Origin of the sequence: Gordonia jinghuaiqii, from assembly GCF_014041935.1 — a bacterium.
Classification (GTDB): domain Bacteria; phylum Actinomycetota; class Actinomycetes; order Mycobacteriales; family Mycobacteriaceae; genus Gordonia; species Gordonia jinghuaiqii.
The window spans coordinates 2,173,860-2,188,811 of sequence record NZ_CP059491.1; the positions used below are offsets into that span (position 1 = coordinate 2,173,860).

Below are 14,952 nucleotides of genomic sequence, written 5' to 3' on the forward strand. Positions count from 1 at the left end.
CCTGGGCTTTCGCGCCGGGCCTCAGAGCCAAGAACACTCTAGCGGGTTGATGCCTCAGAACTCCAATCGGTTACCTGAACAGGGAGTTCAGGCAGGTCCGAGGTCCTTGACGATCTCTGCGATGGCATCGGTGTCGGGTCCGGGGGCAGGAACGAAAGCGGCCGCGCGGTAGTAGCGGAGCTCCCGGATCGATTCGCGGATGTCGGCGAGGGCGCGGTGGGCCAGGCCCTTGTCGGGCTGGCCGAAGTACACCTTCGGGTACCACCGACGGCACAGTTCCTTGATGGAACTCACGTCGACCATGCGGTAGTGCAGGTAGGCGTCGAGTTCCGGCATGTCGCGGGTGATGAAACCGCGGTCGGTGGCGATCGAGTTGCCGGCCAGGGGCACCGCCCCGGCTGTGGTCACATGCTTGCGGATGTAGTCCAGCACCATCTTCTCCGCCTCGGCGAGGGTGACCGTGGACGCGCGCACCTCGTCGGTGAGGCCCGAGGCGGCGTGCATCTTGGTCACCACGTCGGGCATCGACGCGAGAGCCTCGTCGTCGGCGTGGATCACCACGTCGACGCCGTCGCCGAGAATGTTGAGGTCACCGTCGGTCACGAGGGCCGCGATCTCGATGAGTTTGTCCGACTCGAGTCGGAGTCCGGTCATCTCGCAATCGATCCACACCAATTTGTCCTGCACCCGTCAACCTTAGCCAACTGTGCGTCGTCGCCCTTGTGGGCCGGTGGGACAAGGACGCCGTGCTCGTCGACGCCGTGAAACCCCCGAGGGGGGAGTTCGCAACCCTATTCTGCGCTGAACTTGCGGTAGAAACCGCCGACGATCGGTGCGACGACGCCGCGCGGGGTGTAGCCGCCGGCGACCGACATGGCCTTCGACAGGGTTCCGGGGACGATGCGCATCTTGTTGTGCGCCAGCGCATCCAGGCTCATCTCGGCGACCTTCGACGACGAGTGCCAGAGGAAGTCGGGTACCACCTTGTCGACGATCGACGCCTCGTCGGGCGAGGGGGTGTGCGTACGCACCGGGCCGGGCGCGAGCAGCGTGACGTGCACGCCCTGCCCGGACACCTCGCCGCGCAGCGACTCGCTGAAGGTGTTCACGAACGCCTTCGACGCCGCGTAGGTGGAGTTGTTGGGGATCGGCATGTTCCCGGCCGCTGAGCCGACCATGAGGATGCCGCCGGACCCGCGCTTCACCATCTGCGGGAGTACCGCGAGGGTGAGATCGTGGACGGCATTGACGTTGAGCCGTACCTGGGCGCGTTCGTAGTCGGCGTCGAGCTCGGCCACGGCCCCGAAAGTGGCGATACCGGCGTTGTTGCACAGGATGGAGATCTCGCGGCCGGCGAACTCGGCGGCGAGGACCTCTACCTTGGCCGGGTCGGACAGATCCACCGCGCGTACTTCGACGGCCACCTGATGCGCCGTGCGCAGCTCCCCGGCGAGCTCTTCCAGGAGCTCACCGCGACGGGCGACGAGAATGACCGAGTGGCCCCGGGCGGCGAGCGTACGAGCGAGTTCGCGACCGATTCCCGACGAGGCGCCGGTGACGACGGCGCGGGCGTTGGCTGAGGGCGGCGGTACCGGCATGTCGCCATGGTAACCGCCGCCGGCTCAGCTCTTCCCAACGCTTCAGTCGATCCCGGCGGCGACCTCGGTGCCCTGCCGGATCGCCCGCTTGGCGTCGAGTTCGCCGGCGTGGTCGGCGCCGCCGATGACGTGAGTGGTGACCCCCGCGAGAGTCAGCGGATCGATGAGTTCGCGGACCGATTCCTGGCCGGCGCAGATCACCACGTTGTCGACCTCGAGGACGCGGGTCTCGGTGACCTTGCCCTCGTCGTCGCGGAAGCTCAGATGCAGACCCTGGTCGTCGATCCGGTCGTAGGTCGCGCCGCTGATCTGCTCCACGCCTTTCATCTTCATCGTCGCGCGATGCACCCAGCCGGTGGTCTTGCCGAGCGACTTGCCCTGCTTACCCGACTTGCGCTGCACCATGTAGACCTGGCGCACCGCAGGCAAGGGCCGGGGCTTCGTGACGAAGCCGGGTTTCTCCGGATCCTCGGTCACGCCCCATTCCTGTTCCCATTCCTTCAGATTCAGCGTCGGCGACTCGTCGGTGGTGAGGAACTCGCTGACATCGAAGCCGATCCCGCCCGCGCCGATGACCGCGACGCGCTTGCCGATCTCGCGGTGGCCGAGGACGGCGTCGGCGTAGGACATCACCATCGGGTGGTCGACGCCGGGGAAGTTCGGGATACGCGGCACCACACCGGTCGCGACGATCACGTCGTCGAACTTCTCGGCGATGATGGAATCGGCGTCGGCCCGGGTGTTGAGACGGACATCGATGCCGAGCACCTCGATCTGGCGGGTGTAGTACCGGATGGTCTCCTTGAACTCCTCCTTGCCCGGGATGCGGGAGGCGATGGTGAACTGGCCGCCGATGGAGTCGCCACTCTCGAACAGCGTGACCTTGTGGCCGCGCTGGGCGCCGGCGACCGCCGCGGACAGGCCGGCCGGGCCGGCGCCGATCACGGCGACGCGCTTGGCCTTTCGGGTCGGGCCGAGGATCAGGGTGGTCTCGCGACCGGCCCTCGGGTTCACCAGGCAGGACACGTGCTTACCGACGAAAGCGTGGTCGAGGCACGCCTGGTTGCAGCCGATGCAGGTGTTGATCTCGTCGGAGCGGCCTTCGCGGGCCTTGTCGGCCAGGAACGGATCGGCCAGGAACGGGCGTGCCATCTGGATGGCGTCGACGCGTCCGTTCGCGAGGATCTCCTCACCCAGCTCGGGGGTGTTGATGCGGTTGGCGGCGATCAGCGGGATCGACACCTCGTCGCGTAGGCGTTCGGTGAACTTCACGAATGCGCCGCGGGGGACCGAGGTCACGATCGTCGGGACCTGGGCCTCGTGCCAACCGATGTCGGTGTTGATCGCGTCGACGCCGAACTCCTCGGCCTTGCGCGCCATGAGGGCGATCTCGTCCCACGTCTGGCCCTTGCGGATCAGGTCGGCGACCGACTGACGCAGGATGACCGGGTAGTCGCGCGGGACCTGCCGGCGGATCTCCTTGATGACCTCGACCAGGAAGCGCTGGCGGTTCTCGGTGGATCCGCCCCACTTGTCGGTGCGGTCGTTGGTGTGGGGGCAGAGGAACTGGTTGATCAGATAGCCTTCGCCGCCCATGATCTCGATGGCGTCATAGCCCGCCTTACGGGCGAGCTTGGCGGACTGTCCGAAGGTCCTGATGACGTGCCGGATGATCGGCTCGGTCATCCGGAGGTGCTTGAACGGATGGATCGGCGACGGTTCCTTGCCCGGCGCCACCTTGAACGGCGTGTAGCCGTAGCGGCCGGCGTGGATCAACTGCATGGCGATCTTGCCGCCCTCGTCGTGCACGGCCTTGGTGACGCGCTTGTGCCGGGTCATGTCGAGGGTGTTGGTCATCTTGCCGCCGGCGAAGGCGAGCAACCCGGTGCGGCTGGTGCCGAACCCTCCGGTGATGATCAGTCCCGCACCACCTTTCGCACGTTCGGCGAAGTAGGCGGCCAGCTTGTCGGTGTCCCAGAACCGGTCCTCCAGGCCGGTGTGCATCGATCCCATCACCAGACGGTTCTCGATGGTCATGCCGCCGATCTGCAACGGCGTGAACAGATGCGGATAGTGCGGGTTGGGTTGTGCCGTGTGGGCTGACATGGCGCGACCTTTCGTGTGAAGTCGTTTCTGCGGGTGCTGACAGTACTGCGGGTGCTGTTGTCGGACAGCGGTTTCAGCCGCTGGTGAGTTCTCGTTCGAGTGCCGGGATGACCTCGTCGCACCAGTCGATGAACCCCTGTTCCTGGCGGATGCCGCCGCGCAACACGAGGTACTGGTGCAGCTTGCGGCCGGTCAAGGTCTCGGGCTCGGGGTAGTAGTCCGCCTGGAAACCCTTGTAGAGCTCGAGTTGTGCGAGGTGCTCGTCACGATGTGCCTTCAACTCGCCGATGATGGCGGCGAGATCGCCGAACTCGGCTGCGCGCAGCTTCACGCCGATGTCGCTGCGGAGTGGTTGCAGGGGAGTGGGGCTCATCGCCCACTCCGCCAGCGCGTCGCGCCCGGCGTCGGAGATCGTGTAGACCTTCTTGTCCGGCCTGCCGTCCTGACTGATCGACTCGACACTGACGAGTTCGTCGTCGAGGAGTTTCTTGAGTGTCCGGTAGATCTGCTGGTGCGTCGCCGACCAGAAATAGCCGATGGACCGGTCGAATTGCTGACCGATCTCGTATCCGGTGCCGGGTCGCTCCGCCAGCGACACCAGAATCGCGTGTTCGAGCGCCATGGCAAGCAAGCTAACATTGCACCTACGCACTATGCAACAAGGTGTATATGAGTGCTGTTGCATATGGATCTCGCAGACGGGGCGTCCATGAGGCGGGCCGGCGGTACGTACCGCAAACTGTTGCGCATGAACGAACCGGGGACGAGATCCCAGAATCTTCTGTCGTGGAAGCTGACCGACAACGCAGTGGTGGCACCGGATGAGCGGCTGACCTGGCCGCGGACCGTCAGTATCGGTCTGCAACACGTGGTCGCCATGTTCGGCGCGACGTTCCTGGTGCCGGTGCTGACCGGCTTCCCGCCGTCGACGACGCTGTTCTTCTCCGGTGTCGGCACGCTGCTGTTCCTCCTCATCACGCGCAACCGCCTGCCCAGCTACCTGGGTTCGAGCTTCGCGATCATCGCCCCCGTCACCGCGGCGGTGGCCTCCGACGGGGCGTCGTCGGCACTGGGTGGCCTCGTCGCCGTCGGTGCGCTGCTGGTGATCATCGGCCTGATCAGTCACTTCGCCGGCGTCAGGTGGATCGAGACGTTGATGCCGCCGGTGGTGACCGGCGCGATCGTGGCCCTGATCGGCCTCAATCTGGCGCCTGCAGCCAAGGACAACTTCGTGAAGGACCCGGTTCTCGCGACCATCGTCCTGGTGTTGCTGGTCGCCTCGGCGGTGCTGTTCCGCGGATTGCTGGGTCGTCTGGCGATCTTCGTGAGCGTTCTCGTCGGCTACCTTCTGGCACTGGTTCTCGACTGGATCGACGACAGCAACGACTACATCGACACGTCCAAGATCGGCGATGCCGCCTGGGTCGGGCTACCCGATTTCCAGACCCCGACTTTCGATCTGGGGGTCCTTCCGCTGTTCCTGCCCGTCGTGCTGGTTCTCGTCGTGGAGAACATCGGCCACGTGAAGTCGGTCGCGATGATGACCGGCAGAGACTATGACGACTCGATGGGGCGTGCGCTGGCCGCCGACGGACTGGCGACCATGCTGGCCGGTGGTGGTGGTGGGTCGGCGACGACCACCTATGCCGAGAACATCGGGGTCATGTCGGCGACCAAGGTCTACTCGACCGCGGCCTACTGGATCGCCGGGGCCGCGGCGATCCTTCTCGGGTTGTCGCCCAAGGTCGGGGCGGTGATCGCGGCGATTCCGCCCGGCGTCCTCGGAGGTGTGACCACCGCGTTGTACGGCCTGGTCGGCATCATCGGCATCCAGATCTGGGTGAGCAACAGGGTCGATTTCTCCAAACCGATCAACCAGTTCACAGCGGCCATCCCGCTGATCATCGGTATCGCCGACTACACCTGGAAGGTCGGTGATCTGGTCTTCGCCGGGATCTCTCTGGGCTCGGTTGCGGCGCTGGTCATCTACCACTCGATGCGGGTCATCGGGAGGTGGCGGGGGACGGTGGATCTCGACGGCCCGGTGGACCTCGACAAACACGGCTGACTGCGTCGACGCCGATCACCGCGGTAGCCGCAGAGGGATGTCGCGCAGAGGGATGTCGCGCAGAGGGATGTCGCGCAGTGGGATGTCGGGGAGGGGCCCCGGCAAGTCGATGTCGCCGTCGACGCGGTCGTTGAGCAGGTAAAGCCACCACATCGGGGCCGGGGCCCCCGGCGGCGGCAGTTCCGGGACGTCGGGTAGTCGCGGAGTGTAGGGGTCGGGGTCGCCTCCGGTGATGACCTCGACCATGTTCTGAAACGCGGTCGAGTCCGGGTCGTTCCAGTACCCGCCATGGGTTTTGGGTCCGCCGAGGTACTCGCGCCCGTCGATCGTCACGGTGCCGGTGTCCAGGCGGGTCACCCCGGGGGCGGTGTCGGGGTCCTGGCCATGGGGATTCCCGGGTAGCGACTGCGAGTAGTGGATCGGGTCGCCGGGGAAGGTCAGTGAGTAGCGATCCACCCCGTCGGGATGGGGGAGGTCGAACACGCCGGTGCCGGCGGCCGACGCGTAGATGACCCGGTCCGGGGTGAGGCCGAGTTGTTCGGCCGAGCCGACGATCGAGCCGCCGTAGGAGTGGCCCACGAATGTGGTTGTCGCGCCGGGGGTCTGACGTTCGATCTCGGCATCGAGCTCGTGCCCGAAGAGCTCGAGCCGCGGTGCCATCGCCGCTGCGAACTTCGGGCTCGCCGCCTCGACGAGCCCCGGGGGAAGATCGCCGTCGAGGTAGAGGAACACCGGTCCGTCCGTCTGTTTCGCGAGTTCGGCCGCAGCCGTGCGGTTGTCGCCACTGACGGTGTCGAGGTCGGTTCCCGTGCCGGGAACGTAGGTGGTCGCGTTCGCGGTGCCTGGTCGGAGGGTTCCGATCATCTCGACCATGCGTCCCCTGGGTGTGTTCACGAACGTGATGAACTGCCGTTCGACCTTCCCGTCGTCGCTCGGCCGACGGCCCGTGACCATCGGATCGGGTCTGGGGGCGAGGAGGTCACGCAATGTCTGCGCGCGCTTTCCCTCGCCCCGCCCGGACCGGACCTCCTCGACGAGAGCGTTGCGGATGTTGATCTCGTTGGCGGGGATGCGGTGCTCGAAGGGAACCCCCGGCAGGTTCCCCATGATGTGCGGGTTCGCCTGGACGAGGCGCCGTACGTCGTCCGGGCTCATCTGTCCGACGATGTCGCGGACCTGGTCAGGGGACAGGGACTGCAGCAGGCGTATCGCGGCGTCGGCGTCCAGTGACTGCTCGCCCGGGAGGGCGACCTCGGGTTGCCCGCGCACCATCGCCGCCAGATCAGCGGCGAAGCCCTCGAGTCGCGCGCCGTGGCGTTCGTCGAGGATGTCGATGGTGTCGAGTGCCCCGGCGATCGAGTCTGCGATGGCGTCGGCATGACCCTCCCGGTAGGTGTCGGGAGGTGTGACCGATCCGTCCCTGTTGACTGTGAAGCCGGCCTCCACAGCTCCCACGACGACGCGCAGCGCGTGGTCACGTGCATAGGACATGCCGACTCCGGCGTCGGTCGCCTCGTCGGCGATCATCTGCAGCACGTTGCGGACCTCGCCGGCGTGGTCGTGTTCCTGCCACATCCGGAGGTGGGCGGCGTCATGGGTTCGGCCGCGCCACGACGCGGCTGCTTCGAAGGCGCGTACGGCGCTGTCGATTCCGGCGTCGAGGTCTTCGCATGCTCTGGTCGCGGCAGACGCGGCGTCGATGAACGACTGCGGATCCCACGCCTGCAGCTCGGAGATGGTGGGTCGCATCAGCGTTCCTCGAGCGCGTGGAACTCGGCGCCCGCACGAGCATCTGTCGCCGTCGTCGTGGCCTCGAACGTCTTCAGTGCCTCGCTCATCGCGATCAGACGGTCGCCGATGGATTCGATGGCATTGCGTGCCGGATCGGCAGTGGCGTGCAGCGCACGCGCCACCCGGCTCGACGGCGCGGCCACCTCACCGATCGCGGCGACGTCGAGTGCGTGGATCGCGATGCCGTTCGCGCGCCAGGCCGTGGACGTCGCATCGACCTCCGCCGGTGAAACGCCCAAAACGTGGTCCTGCGAGCCTGTTTCGCGGCGACGTCGAGGGAGTGGCAAGGAGAACGGTGGAAAGGGAAGCGGGAGAGTCATGATCCTCCAGGGGTGTGCGACCCACCCGAAGCGGTGGTGCGGACCTATGACGCAGCGCGTACCCCGGACGGTTCCCTCGGTCACCCGGGCGCGACGCCGCGCGGCATGAGCCGTGCGACGCTGTGGAGAGTGCCCCCGGCAGGACTCGAACCTGCGACCTAGGGATTAGAAGGCCCTTGCTCTATCCACCTGAGCTACGGAGGCTGACCGGCGCTCGTGACATCGGGCACGTGGCGTCGGGCACATGGAGTCTACGACATGCCGGGCGATGCGCCGCAGACACGCACGTGCTCCGGCCCGACGATCGAAATGAGGTCGCGCGCGAGTTCGTTTCGACAGTTCGACCTCGATCGAGGTCGTATCTCCGGACTCATGTCGCACGCGACTTCGGCTCGGTGATCCGACCCGGGAGGGACCGGGCCGTCGGTGTGCTGCAGACCACGCCGTACCAGGTCGAAGGGTGTGGCGTCGGGCCTCGGACCTACAGTTGAGGAATGACCCGCACGTCGACGCCCGCCTCAGCGGAGCAGCATCGCGACGAGATGAACGAACCGCGCGGCGTCGTCACCGCGATCCTGTGGGCATCGGGTTGGCTCGCCGCGATCGTCGCAGTCGCCGTCACCGCGGTGTCCGCGGCGTCGGTGCTGACGCTGACCGGCGTCCCCGACCCTGGCGCCCTCACCACCTATGGCCTGCCGGCGGTGACCGCGATCGGCGAGTTCGCTGCCGCGATCGCTCTCGGTTCGGCGGTGTTCGCCGCCTTCTTCGTCCCGCCCCAAACCAACGGCGTGCTCGACGTCGGGGGCTACCGCGCCATCCGGATCGCCGCGTCGAGCGCCCTGGTGTGGTCGGTCTGCGCGGTCTTCCTGATGCCGCTGTCGGCGTCGGAGGTGAGCGGGGCCCCGTTGTCGGAGGCGATCACGCCGTCGAACCTGATCACCGCCTACGGCCAGGTCGCCGAGGTGCGCACCTGGTTCTGGACCGCCGTGTTCGCACTGGTCGCGGCCATCATCGCCCGTATGACGCTGCACTGGGGACCGACGGTCGGGGTGATCGCGTTCTCGGTCTTCAGCCTGCTGCCGTCGGCCTTCGCCGGGCACTCGTCCTCGGGCGGCAATCACGACATCGCCACCAACAGCCTCATCCTGCACATTCTCGGAGCCACCCTGTGGCTGGGCGGTCTCAGTGCGGTCGTGGTCTACGCGCTCGCCTCGGGGAAGTGGCGGGCCCTCGCGGTTCGACGCTTCTCGCGGGTCGCGTTCTGGTGCATCCTCGTCGTCGGGGTCAGCGGGGTCGTCAACGCGCTCGTCCGGGTCCCGCTCGACGACCTCTTCACCGACACCTACGGCCGCCTCGTCGTGGCGAAGGTGGTCGCGTTCGTCATCCTCGGTGGTCTCGGCGCATGGCACCGTCGTGTCACCATCGCCCAGCTCGACGCCGCGAAGGACGGGGACCCGCGGCCATCGCTCTTCGTTCGGTTCGGTCTGGTCGAACTGGCCGTATTCGCGGCCACCTTCGGCCTCGCCGTCGGCCTGAGCCGTACTCCGCCGCCGCTGGTGGACACCTCGGAGATCTCCCCGGTCGAGAACGCCATCGGCTACGACCTCGACGCCGCGCCCACCTTCGCCCGGTTCCTCACCGAGTGGCGATTCGACCTGATCTTCGGACTCGCCGCCATCGTGCTGGCGGTCGTGTACGTGCGCGGTGTCGTGCGGTTGAAGCGCCGAGGCGACGCCTGGCCGGTCGGGCGCACCTTCGCGTGGCTCCTGGGGTGTCTGTTGCTGCTCCTGGCGACGTCGTCCGGTCTCGGACGCTACGCGCCGGCCATGTTCAGCATCCACATGATCGCCCACATGCTGATGTCGATGATGATTCCCGTCCTGCTGGTGCTCGGGGGCCCGGTGACCCTCGCGCTCCGCGCCCTCCCGCCCGCGGGGCGCGGCAATCCGCCGGGACCTCGCGAGTGGATTCAGATCGGCGTGCACTCGGCACCGTCACGAATCCTCACGCATCCGCTGATCGCGGCGGTCATGTTCGTGGGCAGTTTCTACATCCTCTACCTCGGCGGACTCTACGAGGCCGTGGTCGGCTATCACGCCGCGCACCTGCTGATGAATCTGCACTTCCTGCTCAGCGGGTACCTGTTCTACTGGCTGGTCATCGGCATCGACCCGGCGCCGCGTCAGGTCTCGCCGGTGGCCAAGCTCGGCATCGTGCTGGGTTCGCTGCCGTTCCACGCCTTCTTCGGTGTGGCACTGATGGCGACCACCACCGTCATCGCGGAGACCTACTATCGCGGACTCAACCTGCCGTGGACCTACAACCTGTTCGACGACCAGCGGGTCGGCGGCGGAATCGCATGGGCCGCAGGCGAGATCCCGTTGGTGGTGATCATGCTGGCGCTGCTGGTCCAGTGGAACCGCACCGACAATCGGCAGGCCCGACGCTATGACCGCAACGCGGTCCGCGATCACGACGCCGATCTCGAGAGCTACAACGACATGCTCAAGGAGCTCAACAAGCGCGGCTGATCTGTGGGGACTCCTCCCGGGTTCTCCACAGATGCCCGGCGTCGTCGTTTCCGCGTCCGTGCCGGGGCGATGCTGATGCGGCCACACTTCCCGTGGCCGACACCAGTAGGAGCGACCATGTTTGAGACGTATACGACAGTCATCGGAACCGTTGTGTCCGATCCCCGCCGGCGTCAGACGACCACCGGCGAGGACGTGATCTCGTTCCGGGTGGCGTGCACCTCGCGCCGCATCGACAAGAGCAGCGGTGAGTGGATCGACGGGCCGACGCTGTACCTGACGGTCAGCTGCTGGCGCCGGCTCCTCGCCGGCGTCGGGCTCGCGATAGCGAAGGGCCGGCCGGTGATCGCGCACGGTCAGATCAAGACCAACGAGTATCCCGCGGCCGATGGTTCGCGCCGCTCCGATCTCGAGATGACCGCGGTGGCCGTCGGACTCGACCTGAGCAGGTGCGTGGTCACCTATCGTGGGACACCGGCACAGCACCGGTCGACGCCGGCGGTCGAGATCGAGGACTCGGCGGCATAGTCATGGGCCGGTGCGGTGCGGCCCATCCGGGCCGCGCTCAGTGGTGGAAGGCCGTGGTCTGCCCTTCGTGCGGTAGCGGACCGTCGAGACGGTCGAGGTAGTCGACCTCGGTCTTGATGTCTGCCAGCAAGGCGGTGGCCAGGTCGTGGCTGAAGCCGTTGCGCACGACGACACGCTGAACTGTGAGGTCGCTCAGGTCGTCGGGCATGGGGTAGGCCGGCACCAGCCAGCCCTTCATGCGCAGGCGGTCCGACAGGTCGTAGAGCGTCCACTTGTCGGTGTGGCCCTTGGCCAGCCGCCAGGCGAACACGGGGATGTCGGAACCGTCGTTCCACAACTCGAACGCGGGGATCTTCTCCACCTCGTGGGCGAGGAACTGCGCGACACTCAGAGACTCCTGCTGCACACGCCGGTAACCGTCGAAGCCCAGGCGCAGAAACAGGTAGTACTGAAGCAGGACCTGTGCGCCCGGCCTCGAGAAGTTCAGCGCGAAGGTCGGCATGTTTCCGCCCAGGTAGCTGACGTAGAAGATCAGCTCGTCGGGGAGGGCGGAGGTGTCGCGCCACACCACCCAGCCGAGTCCCGGATACACCAGTCCGTATTTGTGGCCGGAGGTGCTGATCGAGGCGACCCGCTCGATGCGGAAGTCCCACACCAGGTCCGGCTGGCAGAACGGCGCGATCATCGCACCCGATGCGCCGTCCACGTGGATGGGCACGTCGACGCCGCTGTCGGCCGCGATCTTGTCGAGGGCCTGAGCGATGGCGGCCACCGGCTCATAGGCCCCGGTGTAGGTGACGCCCATGATGGCGACCACGCCGATGGTGTTCTCATCGACGTATCTGTCGAGCCCGTGTCCGTCGAGCGTCCTGTGCTCCTCGGAGATCGGGACGTACCGCGCCTCGACCTCGAAGTAGTTGCAGAACTTCTCCCAGCAGACCTGGACCGCGCTCGACAGCACGAGATTCGGCCTTTCGGTCGACTGCCCGGCATCACGGCGACGCTTCTGCCACCGACGTTTCAGCGCGAGACCGCCGAGCATGCAGGCCTCGGAGGAGCCGATGGTCGACGTGCCGAGAGCGCGCTCGGGGTCTGGGGCGTTCCACAGGTTGGCAATCATTGTCCAGCAACGGGTTTCGATCTCCGCCGTTTGCGGGTACTCGTCCTTGTCGATCATGTTCTTGTCGGCGGACTCGGTGTAGAGCCGCCGCGCATGATCGTCCATCCATGTGCCGACGAAGGTCGCCAGGTTCAGTCGGGAGTTGCCGTCCAGCATGGCCTCGTCATGAACGATCTGGTACGCGGTCTCAGGTAGCGATTCCGCCTGCGGTACCTGACGCTTCGGGATGTCGGTCGCCTCGCCGGGCCGGGCGAAGATCGGGTTGAGCGAGACTGAGTCGCTGTCTCCGGTCGACCGTCCGCGGACGTGGTCGCGAGCATTCTTCTCGGGCATCGTTCTCCTCGGATTCTGTGATTGCCTGCCGGCCGATATTCCTGGGGGCTGACAGTGGGGTCTCTGCTGGTCTCACGGCCTGTCGGGCGTGCCCCCGTCGGCTCCCAGGTGGCGGGGATCTGCAGGCCGGACCGGCTCGCCTCGGCGTACGCGGTCCGGGGTGTCCCCGTCTCTGGCGGCCCCGCCTGGGGTTGCCTGGTCTCGGACGTTGTCGGTCTGGTCCATGACGTCCTCGCCCTCGGTGACGATCGCGTGCTCGCCCCGTGCAATCGGCGGTACGAACTTGTTGACCTCGTCGTGACGCAGGCGTCGCGGCAGGACGAAGTGGGTGTGCAGCTTCTTGTCGTGCATCGCGTAGATCAAGAACGGAAGTGCCACGGCCACAACGAATGCGCAGACGAGGATCGTCGTGTACTCGGTGTCATACCGTTTGGCGAGATTCGACGGGGTGAAGAAGCTGATGACCAGGGCAAAACCGGACACCACGAATCCGACCACGGCGACGATCATCTTCACCACCGTGCCGCCGGGGATCTGGTAGGCACGCTCGAGGTTCTTCTTCTTGATGACGAGCACCATGTAGCCGATGAAGAACAACAGATACCCCACGAGATAGATGACCGTGGTCAGCGCGATGGCGGTGAAGAAGCTGACGTTGCCGCTGCCACCGCCGAAGGTGAGCAGCGCCGCCCACCCGGTGACGATCACGCCTTGGACGGCAACGAAGTTGACCGGGACGTCGGCCTTGTTCACCTTGCGCATCGACTTCGGCAGAATGCCCTGCTGCGCAGTCACATACATGCCGCGAGCCGGACCGACCACCCAGGCGCTGACCTCACCGGCCACGCCGAGCGCGATCATCACCGCGAGCACCTTGGCCAGCCAGACCAGGCCGTGACTGAAGTGTTCGAGAAGTCCGGCGAACGTCTGCACCACACCGGCGCTGAGGGACAGTTCGGACTCTGGGACGACCGCGGCCACCGACAGCCCGCCGATGGTGTTGAAGAGCACCGCGACGATCACCAGCAAGAACATCGCCAGTGGATAATCCCGCCGCGGATTGACCATCTCGTTGACGTGACTGGCGCTTGCCTCGACGCCCATGTAGGCGAGGATGAACGAGACGAACACGACGAGTGTCGCGACCTGGGAGAAGTCGGGAACGATGTTGCTTGCGCTCATGTCGATGTCGACATGTCCACCGGTGGCGAGGTAGGCGATGGCCAGGATGAACAAGACGATCCCCGGGATCAGGATTCCGCCGACGAATCCGGCCTTGGCGATGCGCGCCGTGTACTTGGTGCCGCCGAGCTGACTCAGGGTGAGTACCCAGAAGACCACCAGGACGCCGGCGAACTTCATCCACGGGTCGTTGTCGAGGGAATCCCAGTCGAGCACATATCCGACTGCTCCGAGAATGAAGTAGATCATCGTCACGAAACCCACGGTGATCTGCAGCCATTGGAAGAAGATCGCGGCGAACCCCCATCGTTCGCCGAGTGTCGCACCCACCCATTTGAAGATCCCGCCCTCTTCCCAGCCCTTCACCGTCGCCATCTCGGCGGCGCAGAGTGCGACCGGGATGAACCAGCAGAAGCCGCCGAGAAGGAGGAAGAACACGAGGTTCAGTCCGGACGTGGCGAAAGTCGGGTACTCGTAGACGGTCATCACCATCGACGCGGTGATCGCGAAGAATCCGAACAGTGTCAGGGTCTTCCGCGGTGATGTGGGCCCACTGGTCATTACGGCCTCCTCGACTTGGTCATTCGCCACCGTGGTGGGGTTCGATACGTGTGAGCACGTGCGATGTCGTCCCGAGGACCGGACCAGAGCATTCTCGAGACCGTCGATGCGGACGTTTTGACGTCCCGCAGGTCAGAGATTTCGCAGGTCAGGGTGGTTCCAGGTGAACCGGGTCCCGGCAGAGGGGGCCGGTCTGGTCTCGGTCGGCACGGTCTTGGGCGCTGTAGGGGTTCGCGCCGTGGTGGTCGGCGCTGTAGGTCAACAGTCGCCTGGGTCGCCCGGTTCGTCATTCCGCCCGAGTTCCTGGAGTACCGGTGCTCGGGCGCGGAATTCGCGTATGTCGGAAATTTCCTGTTCTCCGGCATTTTCTGGGTCCTTGTATGTCCCTGGTTCTGTGAATTGCCTCTTTCCCGGAATCTAATCCTCGGAAATCCGGAAAAGATGTTCTCTGACGATCACGTCCGTCTCGCCGAGCTGGAAGTTCGATAACGACGCGAACGAAAGCTGTTGGGGGGTGGTCACACTCGACTCGTGCGGCGCGCTGGGGTGTTCGGATTCGCCCGCCGTGAAGATCATCGTTCGACGGGCGACCCGGTGTCGACGTGCACTTCTTTGCCGTTTCGAAGCGTAACCGAATGGAACGCTGGAAGTCGTGGTTTGTTGTAACAAATCTCTCGCGAGTCGGCATCGTCCGAATCGTCCGATTTGCAATTCTTCGGGCGGGAATCGGTGGGCCCGGTCCGGGGATCATCGGCGCTTCTGGCGCGCGGGTCCGCCGCGGTCGCCGGTCGTCGAACCCTGATCCGGACGTCGC

At 65.9% G+C, this 14,952-nt stretch carries 11 protein-coding genes and 1 tRNA gene; 3 read left to right on the top strand and 9 right to left on the bottom strand.

The window, feature by feature from the left end; all coding sequences use genetic code 11:
* Positions 1-87: 87 nt before the first annotated feature.
* The 4 genes from orn to H1R19_RS09665 form a co-directional block, all read right to left on the bottom strand.
* Positions 88-687, bottom strand: a complete 600-nt coding sequence (gene orn, locus H1R19_RS09650) for an oligoribonuclease (RefSeq protein WP_188328944.1) — start codon at positions 685-687, stop codon at positions 88-90.
* 104 nt (positions 688-791) lie between these two features.
* Positions 792-1,598 carry a mycolate reductase gene (cmrA, locus tag H1R19_RS09655; RefSeq protein WP_188328945.1) on the bottom strand — a complete coding sequence of 269 codons (807 nt, stop codon included), beginning with the start codon at positions 1,596-1,598 and terminating at the stop codon, positions 792-794.
* A gap of 42 nt (positions 1,599-1,640) precedes the next feature.
* A complete protein-coding gene (locus H1R19_RS09660; RefSeq protein WP_219851292.1) occupies positions 1,641-3,704 on the bottom strand; it encodes an NADPH-dependent 2,4-dienoyl-CoA reductase in 2,064 nt (687 codons plus the stop codon).
* 73 nt (positions 3,705-3,777) lie between these two features.
* A complete protein-coding gene (locus tag H1R19_RS09665) occupies positions 3,778-4,326 on the bottom strand; it encodes a PadR family transcriptional regulator (RefSeq protein ID WP_188328947.1) in 549 nt (182 codons plus the stop codon).
* 126 nt (positions 4,327-4,452) lie between these two features.
* Here H1R19_RS09665 and H1R19_RS09670 point away from each other — a divergent pair, with 126 nt between their 5' ends.
* On the top strand, positions 4,453-5,772 hold the full coding sequence (locus tag H1R19_RS09670; RefSeq protein ID WP_219851293.1) for a uracil-xanthine permease family protein: 1,320 nt from the start codon (positions 4,453-4,455) through the stop codon (positions 5,770-5,772).
* A gap of 15 nt (positions 5,773-5,787) precedes the next feature.
* Here H1R19_RS09670 and H1R19_RS09675 read toward each other — a convergent pair whose 3' ends face one another.
* The 3 genes from H1R19_RS09675 to H1R19_RS09685 all read right to left on the bottom strand — a co-directional run bounded on the left by H1R19_RS09675 (position 5,788) and on the right by H1R19_RS09685 (position 8,087).
* Positions 5,788-7,521: an alpha/beta hydrolase gene (locus tag H1R19_RS09675; RefSeq protein ID WP_219851294.1), complete on the bottom strand. Its 1,734-nt coding sequence runs from the start codon at positions 7,519-7,521 to the stop codon at positions 5,788-5,790.
* On the bottom strand, positions 7,521-7,802 hold the full coding sequence (locus H1R19_RS09680; protein WP_244970931.1) for a hypothetical protein: 282 nt from the start codon (positions 7,800-7,802) through the stop codon (positions 7,521-7,523). Before H1R19_RS09680 ends, H1R19_RS09675 begins: the two co-directional genes overlap by 1 nt.
* Before the next feature lie 211 nt (positions 7,803-8,013).
* Positions 8,014-8,087: transfer RNA gene (locus H1R19_RS09685), tRNA-Arg, on the bottom strand.
* A gap of 290 nt (positions 8,088-8,377) precedes the next feature.
* Between H1R19_RS09685 and H1R19_RS09690 the strand changes: the two genes are divergently transcribed.
* Both H1R19_RS09690 and H1R19_RS09695 read left to right on the top strand, forming a co-directional pair.
* Positions 8,378-10,414, top strand: a complete 2,037-nt coding sequence (locus tag H1R19_RS09690; protein ID WP_219851296.1) for a bifunctional copper resistance protein CopD/cytochrome c oxidase assembly protein — start codon at positions 8,378-8,380, stop codon at positions 10,412-10,414.
* 117 nt (positions 10,415-10,531) lie between these two features.
* Positions 10,532-10,942 (top strand): single-stranded DNA-binding protein, encoded by a 411-nt coding sequence (locus tag H1R19_RS09695; protein ID WP_188328952.1) that lies wholly within the window; start codon positions 10,532-10,534, stop codon positions 10,940-10,942.
* Positions 10,943-10,979: 37 nt separating this feature from the next.
* On the opposite strand, the gene gad is transcribed toward H1R19_RS09695, so the two are convergent.
* Together gad and gadC are read right to left on the bottom strand one after the other, a co-directional pair.
* Entirely contained in the window at positions 10,980-12,395 is a 1,416-nt protein-coding gene (gad, locus tag H1R19_RS09700; RefSeq protein WP_219851297.1) for a glutamate decarboxylase, read from the bottom strand.
* Between the two features lie 72 nt (positions 12,396-12,467).
* A complete protein-coding gene (gadC, locus tag H1R19_RS09705) occupies positions 12,468-14,138 on the bottom strand; it encodes a glutamate/gamma-aminobutyrate antiporter (protein ID WP_219851298.1) in 1,671 nt (556 codons plus the stop codon).
* Positions 14,139-14,952 lie beyond the last annotated feature (814 nt).

Bases quoted from the DNA above. Each gene is read 5' to 3' on its own strand.
- cmrA (WP_188328945.1), bottom strand. From the start codon at position 1,598: ATGCCGGTACCGCCGCCCTCAGCCAACGCCCGCGCCGTCGTCACCGGC.
- gadC (WP_219851298.1), bottom strand. From the start codon at position 14,138: ATGACCAGTGGGCCCACATCACCGCGGAAGACCCTGACACTGTTCGGA.
- H1R19_RS09695 (WP_188328952.1), top strand. From the start codon at position 10,532: ATGTTTGAGACGTATACGACAGTCATCGGAACCGTTGTGTCCGATCCC.
- gad (WP_219851297.1), bottom strand. From the start codon at position 12,395: ATGCCCGAGAAGAATGCTCGCGACCACGTCCGCGGACGGTCGACCGGA.
- H1R19_RS09660 (WP_219851292.1), bottom strand. From the start codon at position 3,704: ATGTCAGCCCACACGGCACAACCCAACCCGCACTATCCGCATCTGTTC.
- H1R19_RS09690 (WP_219851296.1), top strand. From the start codon at position 8,378: ATGACCCGCACGTCGACGCCCGCCTCAGCGGAGCAGCATCGCGACGAG.
- H1R19_RS09670 (WP_219851293.1), top strand. From the start codon at position 4,453: ATGAACGAACCGGGGACGAGATCCCAGAATCTTCTGTCGTGGAAGCTG.
- H1R19_RS09675 (WP_219851294.1), bottom strand. From the start codon at position 7,521: ATGCGACCCACCATCTCCGAGCTGCAGGCGTGGGATCCGCAGTCGTTC.
- H1R19_RS09665 (WP_188328947.1), bottom strand. From the start codon at position 4,326: ATGGCGCTCGAACACGCGATTCTGGTGTCGCTGGCGGAGCGACCCGGC.